Source organism: Pseudomonas fluorescens (genome assembly GCF_902497745.1).
In the GTDB taxonomy this organism is placed as follows: domain Bacteria; phylum Pseudomonadota; class Gammaproteobacteria; order Pseudomonadales; family Pseudomonadaceae; genus Aquipseudomonas; species Aquipseudomonas fluorescens_BM.
In genome coordinates this window covers 325,426-345,736 of sequence record NZ_CABVHJ010000004.1, presented here as the reverse complement: position 1 = coordinate 345,736, position 20,311 = coordinate 325,426, and the positions used below count along the sequence as shown (strand labels likewise).

Annotated in this window: 16 protein-coding genes; 3 read left to right on the top strand and 13 right to left on the bottom strand. The window is 59.9% G+C overall.

Translation table 11 applies throughout. The features are described from left to right. The first annotated feature begins 5 nt into the window (after positions 1 to 5). Positions 6 to 809, top strand: coding sequence for a hypothetical protein (locus tag F8N44_RS08730; protein ID WP_038360091.1), 804 nt, complete (start codon positions 6 to 8; stop codon positions 807 to 809). Positions 810 to 919: 110 nt separating this feature from the next. On the opposite strand, the gene F8N44_RS08725 is transcribed toward F8N44_RS08730, so the two are convergent. After that, positions 920 to 1,123 (bottom strand): transcriptional regulator, encoded by a 204-nt coding sequence (locus F8N44_RS08725; RefSeq protein ID WP_224794755.1) that lies wholly within the window; start codon positions 1,121 to 1,123, stop codon positions 920 to 922. Positions 1,124 to 1,418: 295 nt separating this feature from the next. Here F8N44_RS08725 and F8N44_RS08720 point away from each other — a divergent pair, with 295 nt between their 5' ends. Beyond that, complete coding sequence (locus F8N44_RS08720; protein ID WP_150650028.1) at positions 1,419 to 1,856, top strand: excinuclease; 438 nt, start codon at positions 1,419 to 1,421, stop codon at positions 1,854 to 1,856. Between the two features lie 104 nt (positions 1,857 to 1,960). Here the strand turns inward: F8N44_RS08720 and F8N44_RS08715 are convergent, their stop codons facing one another. Further along, positions 1,961 to 2,863, bottom strand: a complete 903-nt coding sequence (locus tag F8N44_RS08715; protein WP_150650027.1) for a LysR family transcriptional regulator — start codon at positions 2,861 to 2,863, stop codon at positions 1,961 to 1,963. A gap of 118 nt (positions 2,864 to 2,981) precedes the next feature. Between F8N44_RS08715 and F8N44_RS08710 the strand changes: the two genes are divergently transcribed. Beyond that, positions 2,982 to 4,256: an MFS transporter gene (locus tag F8N44_RS08710; protein ID WP_150650026.1), complete on the top strand. Its 1,275-nt coding sequence runs from the start codon at positions 2,982 to 2,984 to the stop codon at positions 4,254 to 4,256. A 138-nt stretch (positions 4,257 to 4,394) separates the two neighbouring features. Here F8N44_RS08710 and hemE read toward each other — a convergent pair whose 3' ends face one another. From hemE to F8N44_RS08650, 11 genes are all read right to left on the bottom strand, one after another. Beyond that, the gene (gene hemE, locus F8N44_RS08705; RefSeq protein ID WP_008077242.1) at positions 4,395 to 5,462 is read right to left on the bottom strand and encodes a uroporphyrinogen decarboxylase; all 1,068 of its coding nucleotides are present in this window, start codon (positions 5,460 to 5,462) and stop codon (positions 4,395 to 4,397) included. Between the two features lie 252 nt (positions 5,463 to 5,714). Next, positions 5,715 to 7,133, bottom strand: coding sequence for an FAD-dependent oxidoreductase (locus F8N44_RS08700; protein WP_150650025.1), 1,419 nt, complete (start codon positions 7,131 to 7,133; stop codon positions 5,715 to 5,717). Positions 7,134 to 7,166: 33 nt separating this feature from the next. After that, positions 7,167 to 11,612, bottom strand: a complete 4,446-nt coding sequence (gene gltB, locus F8N44_RS08695; protein ID WP_150650024.1) for a glutamate synthase large subunit — start codon at positions 11,610 to 11,612, stop codon at positions 7,167 to 7,169. Positions 11,613 to 11,961: 349 nt separating this feature from the next. After that, positions 11,962 to 13,554: an AAA family ATPase gene (locus F8N44_RS08685; RefSeq protein WP_150650023.1), complete on the bottom strand. Its 1,593-nt coding sequence runs from the start codon at positions 13,552 to 13,554 to the stop codon at positions 11,962 to 11,964. 10 nt (positions 13,555 to 13,564) lie between these two features. Then, entirely contained in the window at positions 13,565 to 14,665 is a 1,101-nt protein-coding gene (gene aroB / locus F8N44_RS08680; protein WP_150650022.1) for a 3-dehydroquinate synthase, read from the bottom strand. Between the two features lie 152 nt (positions 14,666 to 14,817). After that, a complete protein-coding gene (gene aroK, locus F8N44_RS08675; protein WP_045122915.1) occupies positions 14,818 to 15,336 on the bottom strand; it encodes a shikimate kinase AroK in 519 nt (172 codons plus the stop codon). Between the two features lie 4 nt (positions 15,337 to 15,340). Beyond that, on the bottom strand, positions 15,341 to 17,413 hold the full coding sequence (pilQ, locus tag F8N44_RS08670) for a type IV pilus secretin PilQ (protein WP_150650021.1): 2,073 nt from the start codon (positions 17,411 to 17,413) through the stop codon (positions 15,341 to 15,343). A gap of 13 nt (positions 17,414 to 17,426) precedes the next feature. Beyond that, a complete protein-coding gene (locus tag F8N44_RS08665) occupies positions 17,427 to 17,954 on the bottom strand; it encodes a pilus assembly protein PilP (protein ID WP_150650020.1) in 528 nt (175 codons plus the stop codon). Then, a complete protein-coding gene (pilO, locus tag F8N44_RS08660; RefSeq protein ID WP_150650019.1) occupies positions 17,951 to 18,574 on the bottom strand; it encodes a type 4a pilus biogenesis protein PilO in 624 nt (207 codons plus the stop codon). Before pilO ends, F8N44_RS08665 begins: the two co-directional genes overlap by 4 nt. Continuing rightward, a complete protein-coding gene (locus tag F8N44_RS08655) occupies positions 18,571 to 19,137 on the bottom strand; it encodes a PilN domain-containing protein (protein WP_150650018.1) in 567 nt (188 codons plus the stop codon). The genes pilO and F8N44_RS08655 overlap by 4 nt, the downstream gene beginning before the upstream one ends. Continuing rightward, positions 19,137 to 20,201, bottom strand: a complete 1,065-nt coding sequence (locus F8N44_RS08650) for a pilus assembly protein PilM (RefSeq protein WP_150650017.1) — start codon at positions 20,199 to 20,201, stop codon at positions 19,137 to 19,139. Before F8N44_RS08650 ends, F8N44_RS08655 begins: the two co-directional genes overlap by 1 nt. Positions 20,202 to 20,311: the final 110 nt, after the last annotated feature.

Sequence of the window (20,311 nt, the reverse complement as noted above, 5' to 3'; positions counted from 1 at the left end):
AGGGAATGACTCAGTTTCACCGCATCGCCGCTCTGTTGGCACTGGCTTTTGTGCTCGGCGGTTGCACCAGCAAACCGGTTTACAACGCCAAGGAAGAGTTCTCGCCCAACCTCGGCTTCACCCAGCAACAGATGAGCCGCGCGATCGTCACTGCGCTGAACGATCGCCAGTGGGTCGTGCAGTCGGTACGTCCGGGCATGATCAAAGCGGCGATCACCGTGCGCGGTCGTCATCACGCCGAAGTCGACATCCCGTTCACCCCGACCTCGTTCGAAATCGACTACCGCAGCAGCTACGGCCTCGACGCCAAGGACGGCAAGATCCACGGCAACTACAACCGCTGGGTCAACCGTCTGCGCGACAATGTGCTCAAAGAACTGTCGATCAACCCGGACATCGAAGCCGTCAACAACCTCGGCATCATCAAACAAGGTGCCGACGAGCCGACTTACCTGAGCTTCCGTGAAGGCGTCAAACGCGCCACCGACGCCGGCCTGCTCGACGGCAGCGTGAAGTTCTATCTGGCCGGCGAAACCCTGCCGAAACAGGTGCGCAAACTCGACACCGTGAGCAGCAGCCGCAAGACCAACGGCTCGAACAAATCCGACGAAGACGCCTGCTTCTGGGCCCTGCAATCGGCCTTGGCGACTCTGCAGAACGCCGCAAAAAAAGCCGACGCCAACGCGGTGATCAACATCGCCAGCGTCGACCAGCGTGACCTGTACAAAGACACCGAAAAATTCCAGTGCCGTGCCGGACTGGTGGTGTCGAGCGTGGCGTTGCGCGGGGATCTGGCGCACGTGGATTGATGAGATTGTAGAAACGACAAAGGGCGCCATTCGGCGCCCTTTCACAAACAGGTTGGCGTGTCATCGCCGATTACCTGTCTGGCTCTGCGATGGCTGGTCACCCAGGATCCTCAGAGTCTCACAAGCCCCTTGCGGGAGCATTTTTGGGCGTCGCCCAACATCCTGAGGCGGGCACGGGCAAGCGTCCCGTGCACTTTGGCGATGAACCGAAGATCTTCCCCTGCCTCATCCAGGCAAACCTCAAGATAGGTCACCAAGCCCTCATCAGTTTTCAAATAATCGATAGAGTCCCATTTCGTAAATTTTTCGATCATGTTTTTTCTTGATGTTTTCTGGCGTTAAGAAAATTAGCTTCCTTAGGTTATTCATACAAGGCACTCACTTCTGAAGTTTTCGTAGGGAATGCACTGACCTTGCGTAGTCCAGATCGCAATCACCTTAAATCCGCGATAACGCGAGGATAAATTTTCTCGCCACAAGGGCACCATTCGGCGCCCTGCTCATTTCCGCTCTACACTCGTCCGGACAGGCCGTCGCACCGCGCCTGGTGGAACGGCGAGCCCATCAGCCCTCCACTCGCGGTTCTCTTTCACCGTCAAGGAGATGACCATGCAAGTGAAAGCCCTGATCGCCGCTGCGGTTTTCGCGCTACTGCCCAGCGCCAGCCACGCCACCAATCTGATGTACATGCCGTTCGAAACCGTGCTGTCGGACGCGATTCGCGCCGGACGGCTGGATGGCAGTGTGAAGTTCTATCTGCTCGGTAATAGCCCGCAGGGGACGCAGCAGCTGTTGCGCCGAGGGGTGGTCAGTGATTTGAAGACCAACGGCTTCAACAAGAGCGACCACGATTCCTGCGAGTGGGTATTGCAGTCGAATCTGATCAAGTTGCAGGCCGATGCCAAACGGGTCGGAGCGAATGCGGTGGTCAATATCGTCAGTTACTACGACCAGCATGTGCGCAAGGATTTGAATACATATGAATGCCGGGCGGGGATTTTTGTCACGCGGGTGGCGTTGAAGGGGGATTTGGTGCGGTTGCCCTGAACATTGTGTTGATTGAGCGGACGCCTTCGCGAGCAGGCTCGCTCCCACCTTGGAATGCGTTCCCCTGTGAGAGCGAGCCTGCTCCCGATTTGATTGCGCAGCAATCACGCCTTTGAAGGTTCGACCTTGCGCGTGAGCAAATCTACGAAAGCCTTGGCCATCGGCGATTTCTGATCCTTGCGCTGCACCAGCCACACCGCCGACACCGCCTCCGGATCGAGCAACGGGCGATAGACCACGCCGTCGATGCGCATCCGCTGATAAGACGCTGGCAGTACCGAAACCCCCAACCCCGCTGCGACCAGACCGATGATGGTCATCGCCTCCCCCGCCTCTTGGGCGAAGTGCGGGCTGAACCCGGCATCGCGCGCCAGACTCAGCAATTGCGCATACAGCCCGCTGCCGTAACTGCGCGGAAAGAACACGAACGGCTCCAGCGCCAGCGCCGAGAGGAACAGCCCTTCTTTACTGCCCTGCGCCAATGGATGCTTGGAACCGAGCACGGCGACCAGCGGCTCGCGCATCAACTCAACCACACTCAGCGAATCGGGCAAACCCAACGGACGCATGATGCCGACCTCGATCGACTCGTCCACCAGGCCCTCGGCAACCTGCGTGCTACTCATCTCGCGAAGGTTGAGGTGCACCGCCGGAAAACGCTGACGGAAGGAAAAGATCGCCTGCGGAATGGTCGAGTTGAACGGCGCCGAAGAGGTGAAACCAATCTTCAACTCGCCCAATTCACCGAGCTGCGCACGCCGGGCGACGTCCGCCGCTTTATCAACCTGCGCCAGCACCAGCCGCGCCTCCTCCAGAAACAACCGCCCGGCCTCACTCAGCTCGACCCGACGATTGGTCCGCTCGAATAGCCGCGCGCCCACCTCTTGCTCAAGCGCCTGAATCTGCTGGCTCAGCGGTGGCTGAGAAATCCCCAGCACTTGTGCGGCGCGGCCGAAGTGCAGTTCCTCGGCGACGGCGATGAAGTAGCGCAGATGACGCAATTCCATGGAAACCCCATTAGGTCGTTAAAGCTATCAAACAGGTCGAACAATATATTGGATAGAAACATTAGCCAGCTATATGATTTTTTCATTGCCTGCCTGGCCGTGCCCTCCGAGGTCTGAAGTGAAAACTGCTGTCGCGCCCCTAGCCCATGAAGTCCCGCCCGCCGCAGCGGACGATGTCGTCGCCGAGCTAAAAGAGATCTACATCGAAAAAGGCACGCCGATGTTCATGCGCACTGTATTGGCGCTGTTCAGCGGCGGCTTCGCGACGTTTGCCCTGCTCTACTGCGTACAGCCGATGATGCCGCTGCTGTCCCACGAGTACGGAATCAACGCGGCGCAGAGCAGCCTGATTCTCTCGGTGGCCACCGGCATGCTCGCCATCGGCCTGCTGATCACCGGGCCGATTTCCGATCGGGTCGGGCGCAAACCGGTGATGGTGACCGCGCTGTTCGCGGCAGCGCTGTGCACGATGGCCAGTGCAATGATGCCGAGCTGGGAGGGTGTGCTGATCATGCGTGCGCTGATCGGGCTGTCGCTGAGCGGTCTGGCAGCGGTGGCAATGACTTACCTGAGCGAAGAAATTCATCCGCAACACATTGGTCTGGCGATGGGTTTGTACATCGGCGGCAACGCGATTGGCGGGATGAGCGGGCGCTTGATCACCGGTGTGCTGATCGATTTTGTCAGCTGGCACACGGCGATGCTGGTGATCGGCGGTCTGGCGATGATTGCCGCCGCGGTGTTCTGGAAGATCCTTCCGGAATCACGCAACTTCCGCTCGCGCTCACTGCACCCGCGCAGCCTGCTCGACGGTTTCACCATGCACTTTCGCGACGCCGGTCTACCGTTGCTGTTTCTTGAAGCGTTCGTGCTGATGGGCGCGTTCGTCACGCTGTTCAACTACATCGGTTATCGCTTGCTCGCAGCGCCGTACAACCTCGATCAGGTGTTCGTCGGTCTGCTGTCGGTGGTGTACCTGTCGGGGATCTACAGCTCGGCGAAGATTGGGTCACTGGCGGACAAGCTAGGGCGACGCAAAGTGCTGTGGGCGACCATTGCGCTGATGTTTGCCGGTCTTGCGTTGACGATGTTTACGCCGCTGTTGCTGGTGATTGTCGGCATGCTGATTTTCACTTTTGGTTTTTTCGGCGCGCATTCGGTGGCGAGCAGCTGGATCGGCCGTCGCGCGACCAAAGCCAAGGGGCAAGCGTCGTCGTTGTATCTGTTCAGCTATTACGCCGGGTCGAGCATTGCCGGCACGGCGGGTGGGGTGTTCTGGCATCTCGGCGGGTGGAATGGCATCGGTCTGTTTATTGGCGCGCTGTTGCTGATCGCGCTGCTGGTCGCATTGAAACTGGCGAAGTTGCCGCCTCTCAGCGGTGTCAGAGCCTGAAAGCAAAAGATCGCAGCCTTCGGCAGCTCCTACATTAATCCCATGTAGGAGCTGCCGAAGGCTGCGATCTTTTGATCTTGAAAAAAAGCCCGGCAAAAGCCGGGCGTTTTGTTTTCTGTTATTAGAGCTGTGTGGCGATCACTCGTGATACTGCGCCGACAACTCATGCACCGCACGCAGGAAAGCGCCAGCGTGCTCCGGATCAACCTCAGGGGTGATGCCATGGCCGAGGTTGAACACATGACCGCTGCCCTTGCCGTAGCTGGCCAGAATGCGCCCGACTTCGGTGCGGATCGCTTCCGGTTTGGCGTAGAGCACGGTCGGATCCATGTTGCCTTGCAGGGCAACCTTGTCGCCGACACGGGCGCGGGCGTTGCCGATGTCGCAAGTCCAGTCCAGACCCAGGGCGTCGGCACCCGCCTCGGCGATGCTTTCCAGCCACAGGCCGCCGTTCTTGGTGAAGAGGATCACCGGCACTTTGCGACCGTCGTGCTCGCGGATCAAGCCGCTGACGATTTTCTTCATGTAGGCCAGCGAGAATTCCTGATACGCCGCCGCCGACAGGTTGCCACCCCAGGTATCGAAGATCTGCACCGCTTGCGCGCCAGCCATGATCTGGCCGTTGAGGTATGAGGTCACCGACTGCGCCAGTTTATCCAGCAGCAGGTGCATGGCCTGAGGGTTGTCGTAGAGCATCGCTTTGGTCTTGCGGAAGTCTTTCGACGAGCCACCTTCGACCATGTAGGTTGCGAGGGTCCACGGGCTACCGGAGAAGCCGATCAGCGGCACACGACCGTTCAGCTCGCGACGGATGGTGCTGACCGCGTCCATCACGTAGCCGAGGTCTTTGTGCGGATCCGGGATCGGCAGGGCCTCGATATCGGCTAGGGTGCTGACGACTTTCTTGAAGCGCGGACCTTCACCGGTCTCGAAGTACAAGCCTTGGCCCATGGCATCGGGGATGGTGAGGATGTCGGAAAACAGGATCGCCGCGTCCAGTTGTGGATAACGGTCGAGCGGTTGCATCGTGACTTCACAGGCGAACTCCGGATTCATGCACAGGCTCATGAAATCACCGGCCTGGGCGCGGCTGGCGCGGTATTCCGGCAGGTAGCGGCCGGCCTGGCGCATCATCCACACCGGGGTGACGTCAACGGGTTGCTTGAGCAGGGCGCGGAGGAAACGGTCGTTCTTCAGGGCAGTCATGTCGGCATCCGGAAAAAAAGTGCGGGCATTTTCTCAGAGCGCGACGCAAAAGGCACGGATGCAGGTCAGCCTTTTGTCTATCGGGTCAATTTATTGCGCTGGAATGCAGAATTTGCAGCCCCCAAAAACAACTGTGGGAGCGAGCCTGCTCGCGAAGAGGCCGGCACATCCAACATTTAAGTTGGCTGACAGACCGCTTTCGCGAGCAAGCTCGCTCCCACATTTTTGATCGCATTTCAGCTTGAAATGTAATCAGACGCCCAGGTAATCAAGGATCCCTTCGGCAGCATTGCGGCCTTCGAAGATTGCCGTCACCACCAGGTCGGAACCGCGCACCATGTCGCCACCGGCAAAGATTTTCGGGTTGCTGGTCTGGTGCTTGTACTGACCTTGCTCAGGCGCAACAACGCGGCCCTGGCTGTCGGTCTGGATTTCGAACTGTTCGAACCACGGCGCCGGGCTCGGGCGGAAACCGAACGCGATAACCACGGCGTCGGCCGGGATGATCTCTTCGGAACCCGGGATCGGCTCGGGGCTGCGACGGCCACGGGCGTCCGGTTCGCCGAGACGGGTCTCGACCACTTTGACGCCTTCGACCTTGTCCTCACCGACGATAGCGATCGGCTGGCGGTTGTAGAGGAATTTCACGCCTTCTTCCTTGGCGTTCTTCACCTCTTTGCGCGAGCCGGGCATGTTCGCTTCGTCACGACGATAGGCGCAGGTCACCGACTTCGCGCCCTGGCGAATCGACGTGCGGTTGCAGTCCATCGCCGTGTCGCCGCCGCCGAGCACCACGACCTTCTTGCCTTTCATGTCGACGAAATCTTCCGGCGACTTTTCAAAGCCCAGGTTGCGATTGACGTTGGCGATGAGGAAATCCAGTGCGTCATACACGCCTGGCAGATCCTCACCGGCAAAACCGCCCTTCATGTAGGTGTAAGTGCCCATGCCCATGAACACCGCATCGTATTCGGCGAGCAGTTGCTCCATGGTCACGTCTTTGCCGACTTCGGTATTCAGACGGAACTCGATGCCCATGCCGGTGAAAACTTCGCGACGATTGCTCAGCACGGTCTTCTCAAGCTTGAACTCGGGAATGCCGAAGGTCAGCAAACCACCGATTTCCGGGTTCTTGTCGAACACCACCGGGGTCACGCCGCCGCGTACCAGCACGTCGGCACAGCCCAGACCTGCCGGGCCCGCGCCGATGATCGCGACACGTTTGCCGGTCGATTTGACCTTGGACATGTCCGGGCGCCAGCCCATGGCGAACGCGGTGTCGGTGATGTATTTCTCGACCGAACCGATAGTCACCGCGCCAAAGCCGTCGTTAAGGGTGCAGGCACCCTCGCACAGACGATCCTGGGGACAAACCCGGCCGCAGACTTCCGGCAAGGTGTTGGTCTGGTGCGACAGCTCGGCGGCCTGAAGGATGTTGCCTTCGGCCACCAATTTGAGCCAGTTGGGAATGAAGTTGTGCACCGGGCACTTCCATTCGCAATACGGGTTGCCGCAACCCAGGCAGCGGTGGGCCTGATCGGCCGACTGCTGGGGTTTGAACGGTTCGTAGATCTCGACGAACTCTTTCTTGCGTTGACGCAACAGTTTCTTCTTCGGATCTTTGCGCCCGACATCGATGAACTGGAAGTCGTTATTCAGACGTTCAGCCATTGTTAAAACCTCATCAAACTCTTCAGGCGCATATCACTGCGGGTTGGCACGAGTGCTGGAAAGCAACGATTTCAGGTTGGCAGCCTTGGGCTTGACCAGCCAGAAACGACGCAGATAGTCATCGAGGTTTTCGGCGAGTTCACGACCCCACTCGCTGTCGGTTTCCGCGACGTACTCGTTCAGCACGTTTTGCAGGTGGCTGCGATAGGCTTCCATCGCCTCGCCGCTGATCCGCTGGATTTCCACCAGTTCGTGGTTGACCCGGTCAACGAAGGTGTTGTCCTGATCGAGCACGTAGGCGAAACCACCGGTCATGCCAGAGCCGAAGTTGTAACCGGTCTTGCCCAGAACGCAGACAAAACCACCGGTCATGTACTCACAGCAGTGATCGCCAGTGCCTTCCACAACCGTGTGGGCACCGGAGTTACGCACGGCGAAACGCTCGCCTGCGGTACCGGCGGCGAACAGCTTGCCGCCGGTCGCGCCATACAGGCAGGTGTTGCCGATGATGGCGCTGTCCTGAGTTTTGTAAACGCTGCCCTTCGGCGGCACGATGGTCAGCTTGCCACCGGTCATGCCCTTGCCGACGTAGTCGTTGGCGTCGCCTTCGAGGTACATGTTCAGACCGCCAGCGTTCCACACGCCGAAGCTCTGACCGGCAGTGCCTTTGAAGCGGAAGGTGATTGGCGCTTTCGCCATGCCCTGGTTGCCGTGCTTGCGGGCGATTTCGCCGGAGATCCGCGCGCCGATCGAACGGTCGCAGTTGCAGATGTCCAGATCGAACTCGGCGCCGCTCATGTCGTTGATCGCCGCCGAAGCCATCTCGACCATTTTCTCGGCCAGCAGGCCTTGGTCGAACGGCGGGTTGCGCTCAACACCGCAGAACTGTGGCTTGTCCGCCGGGATGTGATCACTGCCCAACAGCGGCGTCAGGTCCAGGTGGTTTTGCTTGGCGGTCTGGCCTTCGAGGATTTCCAGCAGATCGGTGCGACCGATCAGCTCTTCGAGGGAGCGCACGCCGAGCTTGGCCAGCCACTCACGGGTTTCTTCGGCGACGTAGGTGAAGAAATTCACCACCATGTCGACGGTGCCGATGTAGTGATCCTTGCGCAGCTTCTCGTTCTGGGTCGCGACGCCGGTGGCGCAGTTGTTCAGGTGGCAGATGCGCAGGTATTTGCAGCCCAGCGCGATCATCGGCGCAGTACCGAAGCCGAAACTTTCGGCGCCGAGAATCGCAGCCTTGATCACGTCGAGGCCGGTTTTCAGGCCGCCGTCGGTCTGCACCCGGACTTTGCCGCGCAGGTCGTTGCCGCGCAGGGTCTGGTGGGTTTCGGCGAGGCCGAGTTCCCACGGTGCGCCGGCGTATTTGATCGAGGTCAGCGGCGAAGCACCGGTACCACCGTCATAGCCGGAGATGGTGATCAAATCCGCATAGGCCTTGGCCACACCGGCGGCGATGGTACCGACGCCTGCTTCAGCTACCAGTTTCACCGAAACCAGTGCTTTTGGATTGACTTGTTTCAGGTCGAAAATCAGCTGCGACAAGTCTTCGATCGAATAGATGTCGTGGTGCGGCGGCGGCGAAATCAGGGTTACGCCCGGCACTGCATAACGCAGCTTGGCGATCAGACCGTTGACTTTACCGCCCGGCAGTTGCCCGCCCTCGCCCGGCTTGGCGCCTTGCGCGACCTTGATCTGCAGCACTTCGGCGTTGACCAGGTATTCCGGGGTCACGCCGAAACGGCCAGTCGCGACCTGCTTGATTTTCGAGCTCTTGATGGTGCCGTAACGCGCCGGGTCTTCACCACCTTCGCCGGAGTTCGAGCGCGCACCGAGGCGGTTCATGGCTTCAGCCAAGGCTTCGTGAGCTTCCGGCGACAGTGCGCCCAGCGAGATACCGGCGGAGTCGAAGCGCTTGAGCACCGATTCCAGCGGTTCGATTTCACTGATGTCCAGCGGCTTGTCGAGGGTCTTGACCTTGAACAGGTCGCGGATCATCGACACCGGACGGTTGTCCACCAGCGAGGTGTATTCCTTGAACTTGGCGTAGTCGCCCTGCTGCACAGCGGCTTGCAGGGTGTTGACCACGTCCGGGTTGTACGCGTGATATTCGCCACCGTGGACGAACTTCAGCAGACCGCCCTGCTGGATCGGCTTGCGCGGACTCCAGGCTTCGGTAGCCAGCGCTTTCTGCTCGGCTTCGATGTCGACGAAACGCGCGCCCTTGATGCGGCTCGGCACGCCACGGAAGCTCAAGTCGCAGACTTCTTCGGACAGGCCGATGGCTTCGAACAGCTGCGCGCCACGGTACGAAGCGATGGTCGAGATACCCATCTTCGAGAGGATCTTCAGCAGACCTTTGGTGATGCCTTTGCGGTAGTTCTTGAACACCTCATAGAGGTCGCCCAGCACTTCCCCGGTACGGATCAGGTCGCCCAGCACTTCGTAGGCCAGGAACGGATAGACCGCCGAGGCGCCGAAACCGATCAGCACGGCGAAGTGATGCGGGTCACGGGCGGTCGCGGTTTCAACGAGGATGTTGGAATCGCAACGCAGGCCTTTTTCGGTCAGGCGGTGGTGTACCGCGCCGGTCGCCAGCGAGGCGTGGATCGGCAGCTTGCCCGGGGCGATATGACGGTCGCTCAGAACGATCTGGGTACGACCGGCGCGCACGGCTTCTTCAGCCTGATCGGCAACGTTGCGGATCGCCGCTTCGAGGCCAACGCTTTCGTCGTAGTTGAGGTCGATGATCGCCCGTTCGAAACCCGGACGGTCGAGGTTCATCAGCGAGCGCCACTTGGCCGGGGAGATGACCGGCGAGCTGAGGATCACGCGCGAGGCGTGTTCCGGCGACTCCTGGAAAATGTTGCGCTCGGCACCGAGGCAGATTTCCAGCGACATCACGATCGCTTCACGCAGCGGGTCGATCGGCGGGTTGGTGACCTGCGCGAACTGCTGACGGAAATAGTCGTACGGCGTGCGCACGCGCTGCGAGAGCACGGCCATCGGCGTGTCGTCGCCCATCGAGCCAACGGCTTCGTAGCCTTGCTCGCCGAGCGGACGCAGGACCTGATCGCGCTCTTCGAACGTGACCTGATACATCTTCATGTATTGCTTGAGCTGATCGACGTCGTAGAACGCCGAACCGTGGTCGTTGTCTTCCATGGTCGCCTGAATGCGCAGGGCATTCTTGCGCAGCCATTGCTTGTACGGATGACGGGATTTCAGACGGTTGTCGATCGCATCGGTGTCGAGGATCTGCCCGGTTTCGGTGTCCACCGCGAAGATCTGGCCAGGGCCGACACGGCCCTTGGCAATCACGTCTTCCGGCTTGTAGTCCCACACGCCGATTTCCGAGGCGAGGGTGATGAAACCGTTGGTGGTGGTGACCCAGCGCGCCGGGCGCAGACCGTTACGGTCAAGCAGGCACACCGCGTAACGACCATCAGTCATCACCACACCAGCCGGGCCGTCCCACGGCTCCATGTGCATCGAGTTGTACTCGTAGAACGCACGCAGATCCGGGTCCATGGTTTCGACGTTCTGCCACGCCGGCGGAATGATCATCCGCACGCCACGGAACAGGTCGATGCCACCGGTGACCATCAGCTCGAGCATGTTGTCCATGCTCGAGGAGTCGGAACCAACACGGTTGACCAGCGGGCCGAGTTCCTCCAGATCCATCAGATCGTTGCTGAACTTGGTCCGTCGGGCCTGTGCCCAGTTACGGTTGCCGGTGATGGTGTTGATCTCGCCGTTGTGGGCGAGGAAGCGGAATGGCTGCGCCAGCGGCCATTTCGGCAGGGTGTTGGTGGAGAAGCGCTGGTGGAACACGCAGATCGCGGTTTGCAGGCGCTCGTCACTCAGGTCTGGATAGAACGCGGCCAGGTCGGCCGGCATCATCAGGCCTTTATAGATGATGGTCTTGTGCGAGAAGCTGCAGATGTAGTGGTCGGAGTCGACGGCGTTGGTCACCGACGAACGACGACGTGCGCTGAACAGCTTCACGGCCATGTCCTGATCGCTCAGGCCTTCGCCGCCGATGTACACCTGCTCGATCTGTGGCAGGCGCTCAAGGGCCAGGCGGCCGAGGACGCTGGTGTCGATTGGCACTTTGCGCCAGCCGATCAGTTGCAGGCCTTCAGCGAGGATCTCGCGGTTCATGTTCTCGCGAGCGGCTTCGGCCTTGACCGGGTCCTGGTTGAAGAAAACCATGCCCACCGCATATTGCTTGGGCAACTCGACGCTGAAGGTTTCCTGGGCAATGGCTCGCAGGAACGCGTCAGGCTTCTGAATCAGCAGACCGCAACCGTCACCGGTCTTGCCGTCGGCATTAATCCCACCGCGGTGGGTCATGCAGGTCAGGGCCTCAATGGCCGTTTGCAAAAGGGTATGACTGGGCTCGCCCTGCATATGGGCTATCAGGCCGAAACCGCAGTTATCCTTGAATTCATCTGGTTGGTACAGACCTGCTTTCATAGACACTTTCTCACCAGGCTGCCTCTTTTCGAGGCAAATTTCTTTTCAATTCAACCACTTGCATCCCGCGCCGAACGTACGCCAGCTTAGCAGGGGCAAAAGGGTGGTCATTGTACACAGCGACACAGAGGCTCACAAATTTGACGACGAAATGTCGCAAATTCATGTCGCATTTGTGAAAGGTTTAAAGCGATCTGCTGTGCTAGTCAAAACTTTTTTAATTTTGACCGCAACGACTCAAAGACTACTGTGACGCAGACACCACAAGGCACGCGACCTGGAAGGAAGCGCGCACTCGTAGAAATTTTGAGGTGCTTGGAGAGGCGGCCTGGGTAAGGCCGCCGAATCTTCAGCGAGTTGTTGCCAGTTCCTGTTGGACGCTGGCGACAGTGCGAGGCCAAGGTTTACCAGCCTGAACCTTCGCTGGCAAGGCCTTGATGGCAGAAACGGCCGCATCACGATTGGCGAAGTTGCCGTAGGTGATCACGTAGAGAGGCTTGCCGTTGAGGACTTTCTTGAAATAACGGTACTCGCCACCCTGCTCCTTGACGAAGTTTTGCGCGGCAGTTTCGGAGCTGGTGCCGAGGATCTGCACCACGTAGTTGCCGGTCGGTTGACCCGCGTACCAGCTGCCACCGGCGGCTTTGGCGACGGTAACAGGCTTCTCGGCCGGTTTGGCGGCAGCCACAGGCTTGGCCGGCGCTGGGGCCGGTTTGGCAACTGGCGCTGCCGGTGCAGGCTTGGCGGTAGCCACTTGCGTCGGCGCCGGAGTCGGCTTGGCCGCTGGCAACGGAACCGGTGTTGGCGCAGGGCCGGCGGGAACGCCCGCAGGCGGTGCGGAAGTGGTGACGGTCGGCGGGGTATCGCTGGAACCTTCCAGCGGCACGCCATCGTCGCCTTCGGTAATGCCACCGGCCGCCTCGGCCAGCGGGCCGCGCATCACCGGTTGCGAGTTGCCGACCAGCGGCAGCGGCATCGGTTGTGTATTACCGGCGAACTCGACGTTCGGTGCGCCGCCATTGGCTGCGCCCTGGCCCAACGGCAACTGCGCCTGTTCATTGGCCGGTGCACCGGTAGTCGGCGCCTTGTTGCGACCCGGCATCAGCCAGGCGGCAGCGACCGCGACCACAACGACGGCGGAAATCGCCAATACGTGTTTCTTCGGCATGTTGAACCCCATACTTGGACGCTTGACCGCTGAGCGGCTGGCAATCATGACTTCGATCAGAGCATCGCGAGCGACCTGGTTGATGTTGCCCGGCCAACCCTCGGCACTTTCGTGAATATCAGAGATCTGATCTGCGGTGAAAAGTTCGACACCCCGGCCTGCGCCCTCAAGCCGCTGGTCGAGATATTCGCGAGTCTCTTCTTCGGTGTACGGCTGCAACTCGATGACGTGAAAGCGCTCTTCCTCAAGGTGCAAGGCCTCAAGCTGCGCGATCAGCGACGATTCGCCAAACAGGAACACGTGCGGGCGACCTTCCGGTGCGCCGGCACCCAGCGCCATCAGCGCTTCGAGGGCGGATTCGTCAAGTTGCTCGGCGTCATCCACCAGCAGATAGACTTCCTGGCCGGTCAGCGCGAGCTGCACGACTTGATCCAGAATCGCGCCAACGTCGGCCTGAGCGACGTTCAACGCCTGAGCGACCTGACGCAGCACACCGGCAGCATCGCCGGCGCCACGGGCGGAAACCACCACGCTCTGTACCGACTGCTTGTTGGTGCTGGCGACCAGCGCCTGACGCAGCAGCGTCTTGCCGCTGCCCTGCGGGCCAGTGACCACCAGCAGCAACTGGCTGTAGCGTGCCAGATGATGCAGTTGACCCAGCACCGGTTTGCGCTGGGCCGGAAAGAACTTGAAGCCCGGTACGCGTGGCGCGAACGGGTCGTGACTTAACTGGAAATGGCCGAGGAACGCCTCGTCGGCATGCAAACTAGTCATCGGAATCTTATTAACCTTTAAGCTGAGCCAGGGCGCGGTAATCCGCTCCCAGCGTGGCCTGTAGAACCTCTTTCGGATAATCGGCGGTCACTACCGCTTCGCCCATCCGGCGCAGCAGCACCAGGCGCAGACGACCGTCGATCACTTTTTTGTCGATTGCCATGTGTTGAAGAAAATCGGCCTCGGTCATTTCAGTCGGTGGCACCACCGGCAGACCGGCGCGCTGGAACAGCCGAATGCCGCGATCACGCTCCGCGTCACTGATCCAGCCGAGACGCGCGGACATCTCCAGCGCCATCACCGTGCCAGCGGCAACCGCTTCCCCGTGCAACCAGACACCATAGCCCATGTGGGTCTCGATGGCGTGGCCGAAGGTGTGGCCGAGGTTGAGCGTGGCGCGTACGCCGGTTTCTTTCTCATCGGCACCCACCACCGCAGCCTTGGCTGCGCAGGAGCGCTCGATTGCATAAGTCAGGGCTTTCTGATCCAGCGCGCGCAGGGCGTCGACGTTGTCTTCGAGCCAGGTCAGGAACGGCTCGTCACAGATCAGACCGTACTTGATGACTTCGGCCAGACCGGCGGACAGCTCGCGCTCTGGCAGGGTTTTCAGGGACGCGGTATCGATCAGCACGACGTTCGGCTGATAGAACGCGCCGACCATGTTTTTGCCCAACGGATGGTTGATGCCGGTCTTGCCGCCCACCGACGAATCGACCTGGGACAGCAATGTTGTAGGGATCTGGATGAAGTCGACGCCACGCTGGTAGCAGGCTGCAGCGAAACCGGCCATGTCGCCGATCACACCGCCGCCGAGGGCGATCACGGTGGTGCGGCGGTCATGACGGGCGGTCAGCAGACCGTCGAAGATCAGTTGCAGGGTTTCCCAGTTCTTGAAGGCTTCGCCGTCCGGCAAAACCACCGAGATAACCGAGAACTGCGCCAGGCTGCGGGTCAGACGTTCTAGATAGAGCGGCGCAACGGTCTCGTTGGAGATGATTGCCACTTGCCGCCCATGGATATGCGGAGCCAGCAGCTCGGGCTGATCCAACAAACCTTCGCCAATATGAATCGGGTAGCTGCGCTCGCCTAGATCGACCTTGAGTGTCTGCATGTGTCCCCACAGTGAAGATGGAAGCAGGCGTCCTGCCCTGAATTATTGGTTATCTGCGGCCTATAGCGGGTATGACGCCGCTCGCCCGCCATCCGCCACAACCTCGGCGGGCGGTGACAGGACGCCGAGGATAGCGCATTTCGAGCGATGCTTTAACGGGGAGGCAGCTGCGCCAGACGATCGAGAATATCGAGCACGACCATGCGTGGCGGCCGTTCGTCGGTTTCCACCACCAGATCGGCAATTTCCCGATAGAGCGGATCACGAATCGCCAGCAGGTCGCGCAGGGTTTTCTCCGGATTGGCGGTGCGCAGCAACGGCCGATTGCGGTCGCGCGACGTGCGGCCGACCTGCTGTTCAACGGAGGCGTGCAGATACACCACTCGCCCACCCTCATACAGCGCCTTGCGATTGGCATCGCGCATGACGGCGCCACCGCCGGTCGCCAACACCACGCCGTCGAACGCGCACAACTCGGCAATCATCGCCTGCTCACGATCACGAAAGCCGGGCTCGCCTTCCTTGTCGAAGATCCACGGGATATTGGCGCCCGTGCGCAGTTCAATTTCCTTGTCGGAATCTTTGAACGGCAGACGCAGCTCTTTGGCCAGCAACCGGCCGATGGTGCTTTTGCCAGCGCCCATCGGTCCTACAAGAATCAAATTTCGCACAGAATCAACGACTCACAGCAATCGCCTGGTTATTCATGATACGTGGTGTGAGAAATACCAGCAGCTCGGATTTTTTCTCCGAAACCACATCACGCCGGAAAAGGCGGCCAAGATACGGCACATCGCCAAGAAATGGCACCTTATCTACGACCTTGCTTTGAGTATTTGAGAAAACGCCCCCAATCACGATGGTTTCGCCGTCGTTGACCAGCACCTTGGCGTTGACCTCGTTTTTCTTGATTGGCGGTACATCCTGCACTTTGTTCAGGTAATCCGGTTCGTCCTTGGTGACCTTGACCTCCATGATGATGCGATTGTCTGGGGTGATCTGCGGGGTGACTTCCAGCGACAGCGAAGCCTCCTTGAACGACACCGACGTGGCGCCACTGGAGCTGGCTTCCTGATACGGAATCTCGGTGCCTTTGAGGATTTTCGCGGTCTCCTTGTCGGAAGTGACGACCTTGGGCTGCGAGACGATTTCACCGTTGCCGGTTTTCTCCATCGCCGTCAGTTCAAGATCGAGCAAGACGTTGTCGGTGATGAAAGCGATGCCGATTCCTGAAGTATTGTTGACGGTGCCCATGTCGACGAACGGCGAGTTGGTGCTGGTGCTGCCGGGAGTACCAATGGTGGTCGACGAACCGTTGACCCCGGAGGCGTTCCAGTTGCCCTTGTTCTGGATCGAACCGCCCCAGCGCACGCCCAGGCTTTTGTCGTAATCGACGTTGGCCTCGACGATCCGTGCCTCGATCATCACCTGACGCACGGGAATATCCAGCTGTGCCACGATCCGCCGCAGTTCGTCGAGACGATCCTGAGTCTGATAGGCAATGATGTTGTTGGTCCGCTCATCCACCGTAATCGAACCGCGCTCGTCGATTTTCGCCTCGGCACTGGTCACCGACTGGAACAACTTGGCTATGTCCGCTGCCTTCGCGTAGTTCACTTGCAACAGTTCGCGACGCAGCGGTGCCAGTTCGGCGATCTGCTTCTGCGATTCCAGTTCCTGACGTTCGCGGGCAGCGATTTCATCGGCCGGGGCAACCAGCAGCACATTGCCGATCTTGCGTTTATCCAGGCCCTTGGTTTTCAGCACCAGATCCAGCGCCTGATCCCACGGCACGTTCTGCAGGCGCAAGGTGATACCACCCTGCACCGTGTCGCTGGCGACCAGGTTGAGGTTGGTGAAGTCGGCGATCAGTTGCAGCACTGAACGCACATCAATGTCCTGAAAATTCAGCGAGAGCTTTTCGCCGACGTAAGCCTGACGATCGGCATTACGCTTTTGCAGGTCATCGACCGTCATCGGGCGGACGCTGATGGTCAGTTTGTTGTCGGTCTGGAAGGTCGAGTACTCATAAGTGCCGCTGGGTTCAACGGTAATAACCGTGCGATCAGCGGTCACTCCGGCATTGACGAACTGCACCGGGGTGGCGAAATCCTTCACGTCGAGGCGTACCCGCAAATTTTCCGGGAGTTGTGTGCGGGAAAAGCTGAGGATGATCTTGCCGTCATGCTCCTGGATATCCGGAGCGATGGTCGGGTCGGACAGGTCAATGACTACATTGCCTTCACCTGCCGTACCCCGCTGGAAATCTACGCCGCGAATAGCCCGGCTTTTCGGCACAACTGCCTTGGCCGACGCCGCAGCCGCAGGGCGTGGCGCAACGACAGCAGATCGCGGCGCTGCCGCCGGCGCGCCCTGCCCGACCACCACGAACAGATTGTTGCCCGCGACCCGCGTGGTGTAAGGCGCCAGTTGCGTGAGACTGACGATCAGCCGCGTGCGATCCTTGGCCTCGACCACCGTAGCGGTGCGTGCATTGCCGCTGCCCAGATCAAGGTTCTTGCTGGCCAATTGACTGGCGACACCGGGCAAATCGAGGGCGATGCGTGCCGGTGATTCGGTGGTGTAGCCCTTGGGCTGTGGCGGTGGGCCGTCGAACGACAGCTTCAGCTCGACGCGATCACCCGGCAACGCCGCCACATCAAGCGTCTTCAGATTGGCCGCGAGTACCATCGGCGACATCAGCGCTATCCATAGCGAAAAACCGAGGGTGGAGAAAATCCTGTTCATTGTTCGACTTCCACTATGAGTGCTCTTTCAAAGGAATGGTGCGCGGACGCTCCAGCCAGGCGCCTTCGCCGTCGGGGACGATTTCGACGACATCGACCTGGGTGGCGCTGATGGCAACGATGCGACCGTCATTGCGCCCCAGGTAATCGCCGACTTTCAGCCGATGCACCCCGCCCGCCCCGCGCAACAGCGCAAAGGAGCCGGAAACATTGGAGATCGTGCCGACCATCTCGAACTGCTCGATGTTGAAACCTTCGAGGTATTGCTTGACCCGGTTGGGGTCGGGTTTGACGTTGCGCGAACCATGTTTCTGCCCCGCCAGATCAACCCGCACCTGGCGCGAGAACGGACTGCGCAGGTTGGCCGCGCTGTAAGTGAATGTGGGGTAAGACCGGAATGTCGGGGTTGGTTCAATCTTGCCCGCCGGGCGCAGGCGCACTTCGTTCATGTAAGCGTCGAGATCGCTGAAGTCATTGCTGCCACCACAACCGTTCAGCGCGAGCAGCGTCATCGCCAACGCGATGTAACGAATCGGGCTCATTTCTGCAGCCCCTTGTCGTTGTACCGGTAGGTCTTGGCAAGGATGCTCATGCGTAGCTTCGGCCCGCCGTCTTTATTGGCGGGAGCGAGTTCGAAATCATGCAGGGTGACGATGCGCGGTAGCCCGGCCACGCCACTGACGAACGTGGCGAGGTCGTGGTAAGCACCAGTGACGGTGATCTGGATCGGCAGCTCTATATAAAACTGCTGTGTGACCTCCGGCAGCAGTTTGATCTCTTCAAACTCCAGGCCGCTGCCCAGACCCGTGCGAGTGATGTCTTCCAGCAGGCCCGGCACTTCGGTGTCACTGGGCAATTGCCGCAGCAATACGCCGAAGGTATTTTCCATCTCCTTCATTTGCTGGGTGTACAGCTCAAGATTGGCTGACAGGCGCGCCTTGCTGGCAAATTGTTCCTTGAGCGTGGCCTCCTCTTCGCGCTTGGCATCCAGCTGGCTTTCCAGATCACTGATGAAAAAGTTATAGCCAAGCGCCAACACCAGCAACATCAACAGCGCCCCGGCGATGGCTTTCACTGCCCCCGGCCACGAGCCGATATTGCTGGTATCGAGGTCGTTGAAATCGATGTCGCGCAAGCTTTCCAGCCATTCGGACGGCTTCATTGCTCGTCCTCCACGGTTCGGGGCTGGGTCTGCCGTACCGTCAGCTCAAAGGTATTGGCCTGATCCACCTGGCCCTCGGTCGTCGCCTTCACCTCGTTGAGGCCCGGGGCATCGAACCAGTCGGAGGCATCCAGATTGCGCATCAACTCGGAAATCCGGTTGTTCGATTCAGCGGCACCGCTGATCGACAGGGTTTTGCCAGCCATTTTCACGTCGGTGAAATACACACCGTCCGGCAGCGTACGCGCCAGTTGATCGAAGATTCGTCCGCTGATCTGCCGGTTGCCCTGCAAGTCCTGGATGATGCGCATGCGTTCGACCAGTTGCTGGCGACGCGCCTTGAGATCGCTGATCTGTTTGATCCGTTCGTCGACCACGGCAATCTGCTTGCCGATGTAATCATTGCGTGCCACTTGTCGTGCAATGGCGGTGCTGATGACCTGATCGGCAATCAACACCGCACCGACCGAGCCGACGACGACACCGATCAACGCCAGCAGGAAGCGTTTGCGCCGTTCTTCGCGGCGCTCTTCACGCCAGGGCAGGAGGTTGATCCGCGCCATCAGTCGAAACTCCTGAGCGCGAGCCCGCAGGCAATCATCAGGGCCGGCGCGTCACTGGCCAGTGCACCGGCATTGACCTTGCTGCTCAAGGCCATATTGGAAAACGGATTGGCCACTTGCGTCGGCGTGTTCAGGCGCTGCTCGATCAACCGATCCAGCCCGGGCACCGACGCCGTACCACCGGCCAGCAGAATGTGGTCGACCGCGTTGTATTGCCCTGAGGCGAAGAAGAACTGCAACGAGCGCGACACCTGCTGCACCAATGCCTCGCGAAACGGCTGCAAGACCTCGCTGATGTAATCATCGGGCAAACCGCCCTGCTTTTTCGCCAGCCCCGCCTGCTCGATGGTCAGGCCATAACGACGCTGGATTTCTTCGGTCAGTTGCCGGCCGCCGAACAATTGCTCGCGGGTGTAGATGATCTTGCCGTTGTGCAGAACGCTGAGGGTGGTCATGGTCGCGCCGATATCGACGACGGCGACAGTGAGCCGCTCTTGCGTGGCCGCCAGTTGCGTGGCGAGCAACCCGAAAGAGCGTTCCAGCGCATAGGCTTCGACATCGACGACCCGCGCAGTCAGCCCGGCGAGTGCCAGCGCCGCTTCACGGACTTCGACGTTTTCCTTGCGACAGGCGGCCAGCAGCACGTTGACCCGTTCAGGGTTGCGCGGCGAAACGCCCTGGACTTCGAAGTCGATGGCAACTTCGTCCAATGGATAGGGAATGTATTGGTCGGCCTCGATCTTGAGCTGGTTTTCCAGTTCGTCATCGGACAGCCCGGCATCCATTTCGATGATTTTGGTAATCACCGCCGAACCGGCCACTGCAACTGCCACGCCCTTGAGCCCGGTGCGCGCCTTGACCAGCACCCGGCTCAGGGCCTGGCCAACGCCTTCGAGTTCGGCGATGTTCTTTTCGACCACGGCGTTGGCCGGCAATGGCTCGACCGCGTACGCCTCGACCCGGTAGCGATCACCCTGGCGACTCAGTTCCAGCAGCTTCACTGACGTGGAACTGATGTCGATCCCCAGTAACGTATTGGCCTTTTTATTGAAGAGTCCCAGCACTACCAATTCCCTATGACTTTCCGTGAGTTACGGACTCTGTAATACGCATTGCGTTCCTTCACCCCGTCTTGACAGAAGCGCAAATGACGCCCCCAGCAGAAAAGTGCTTA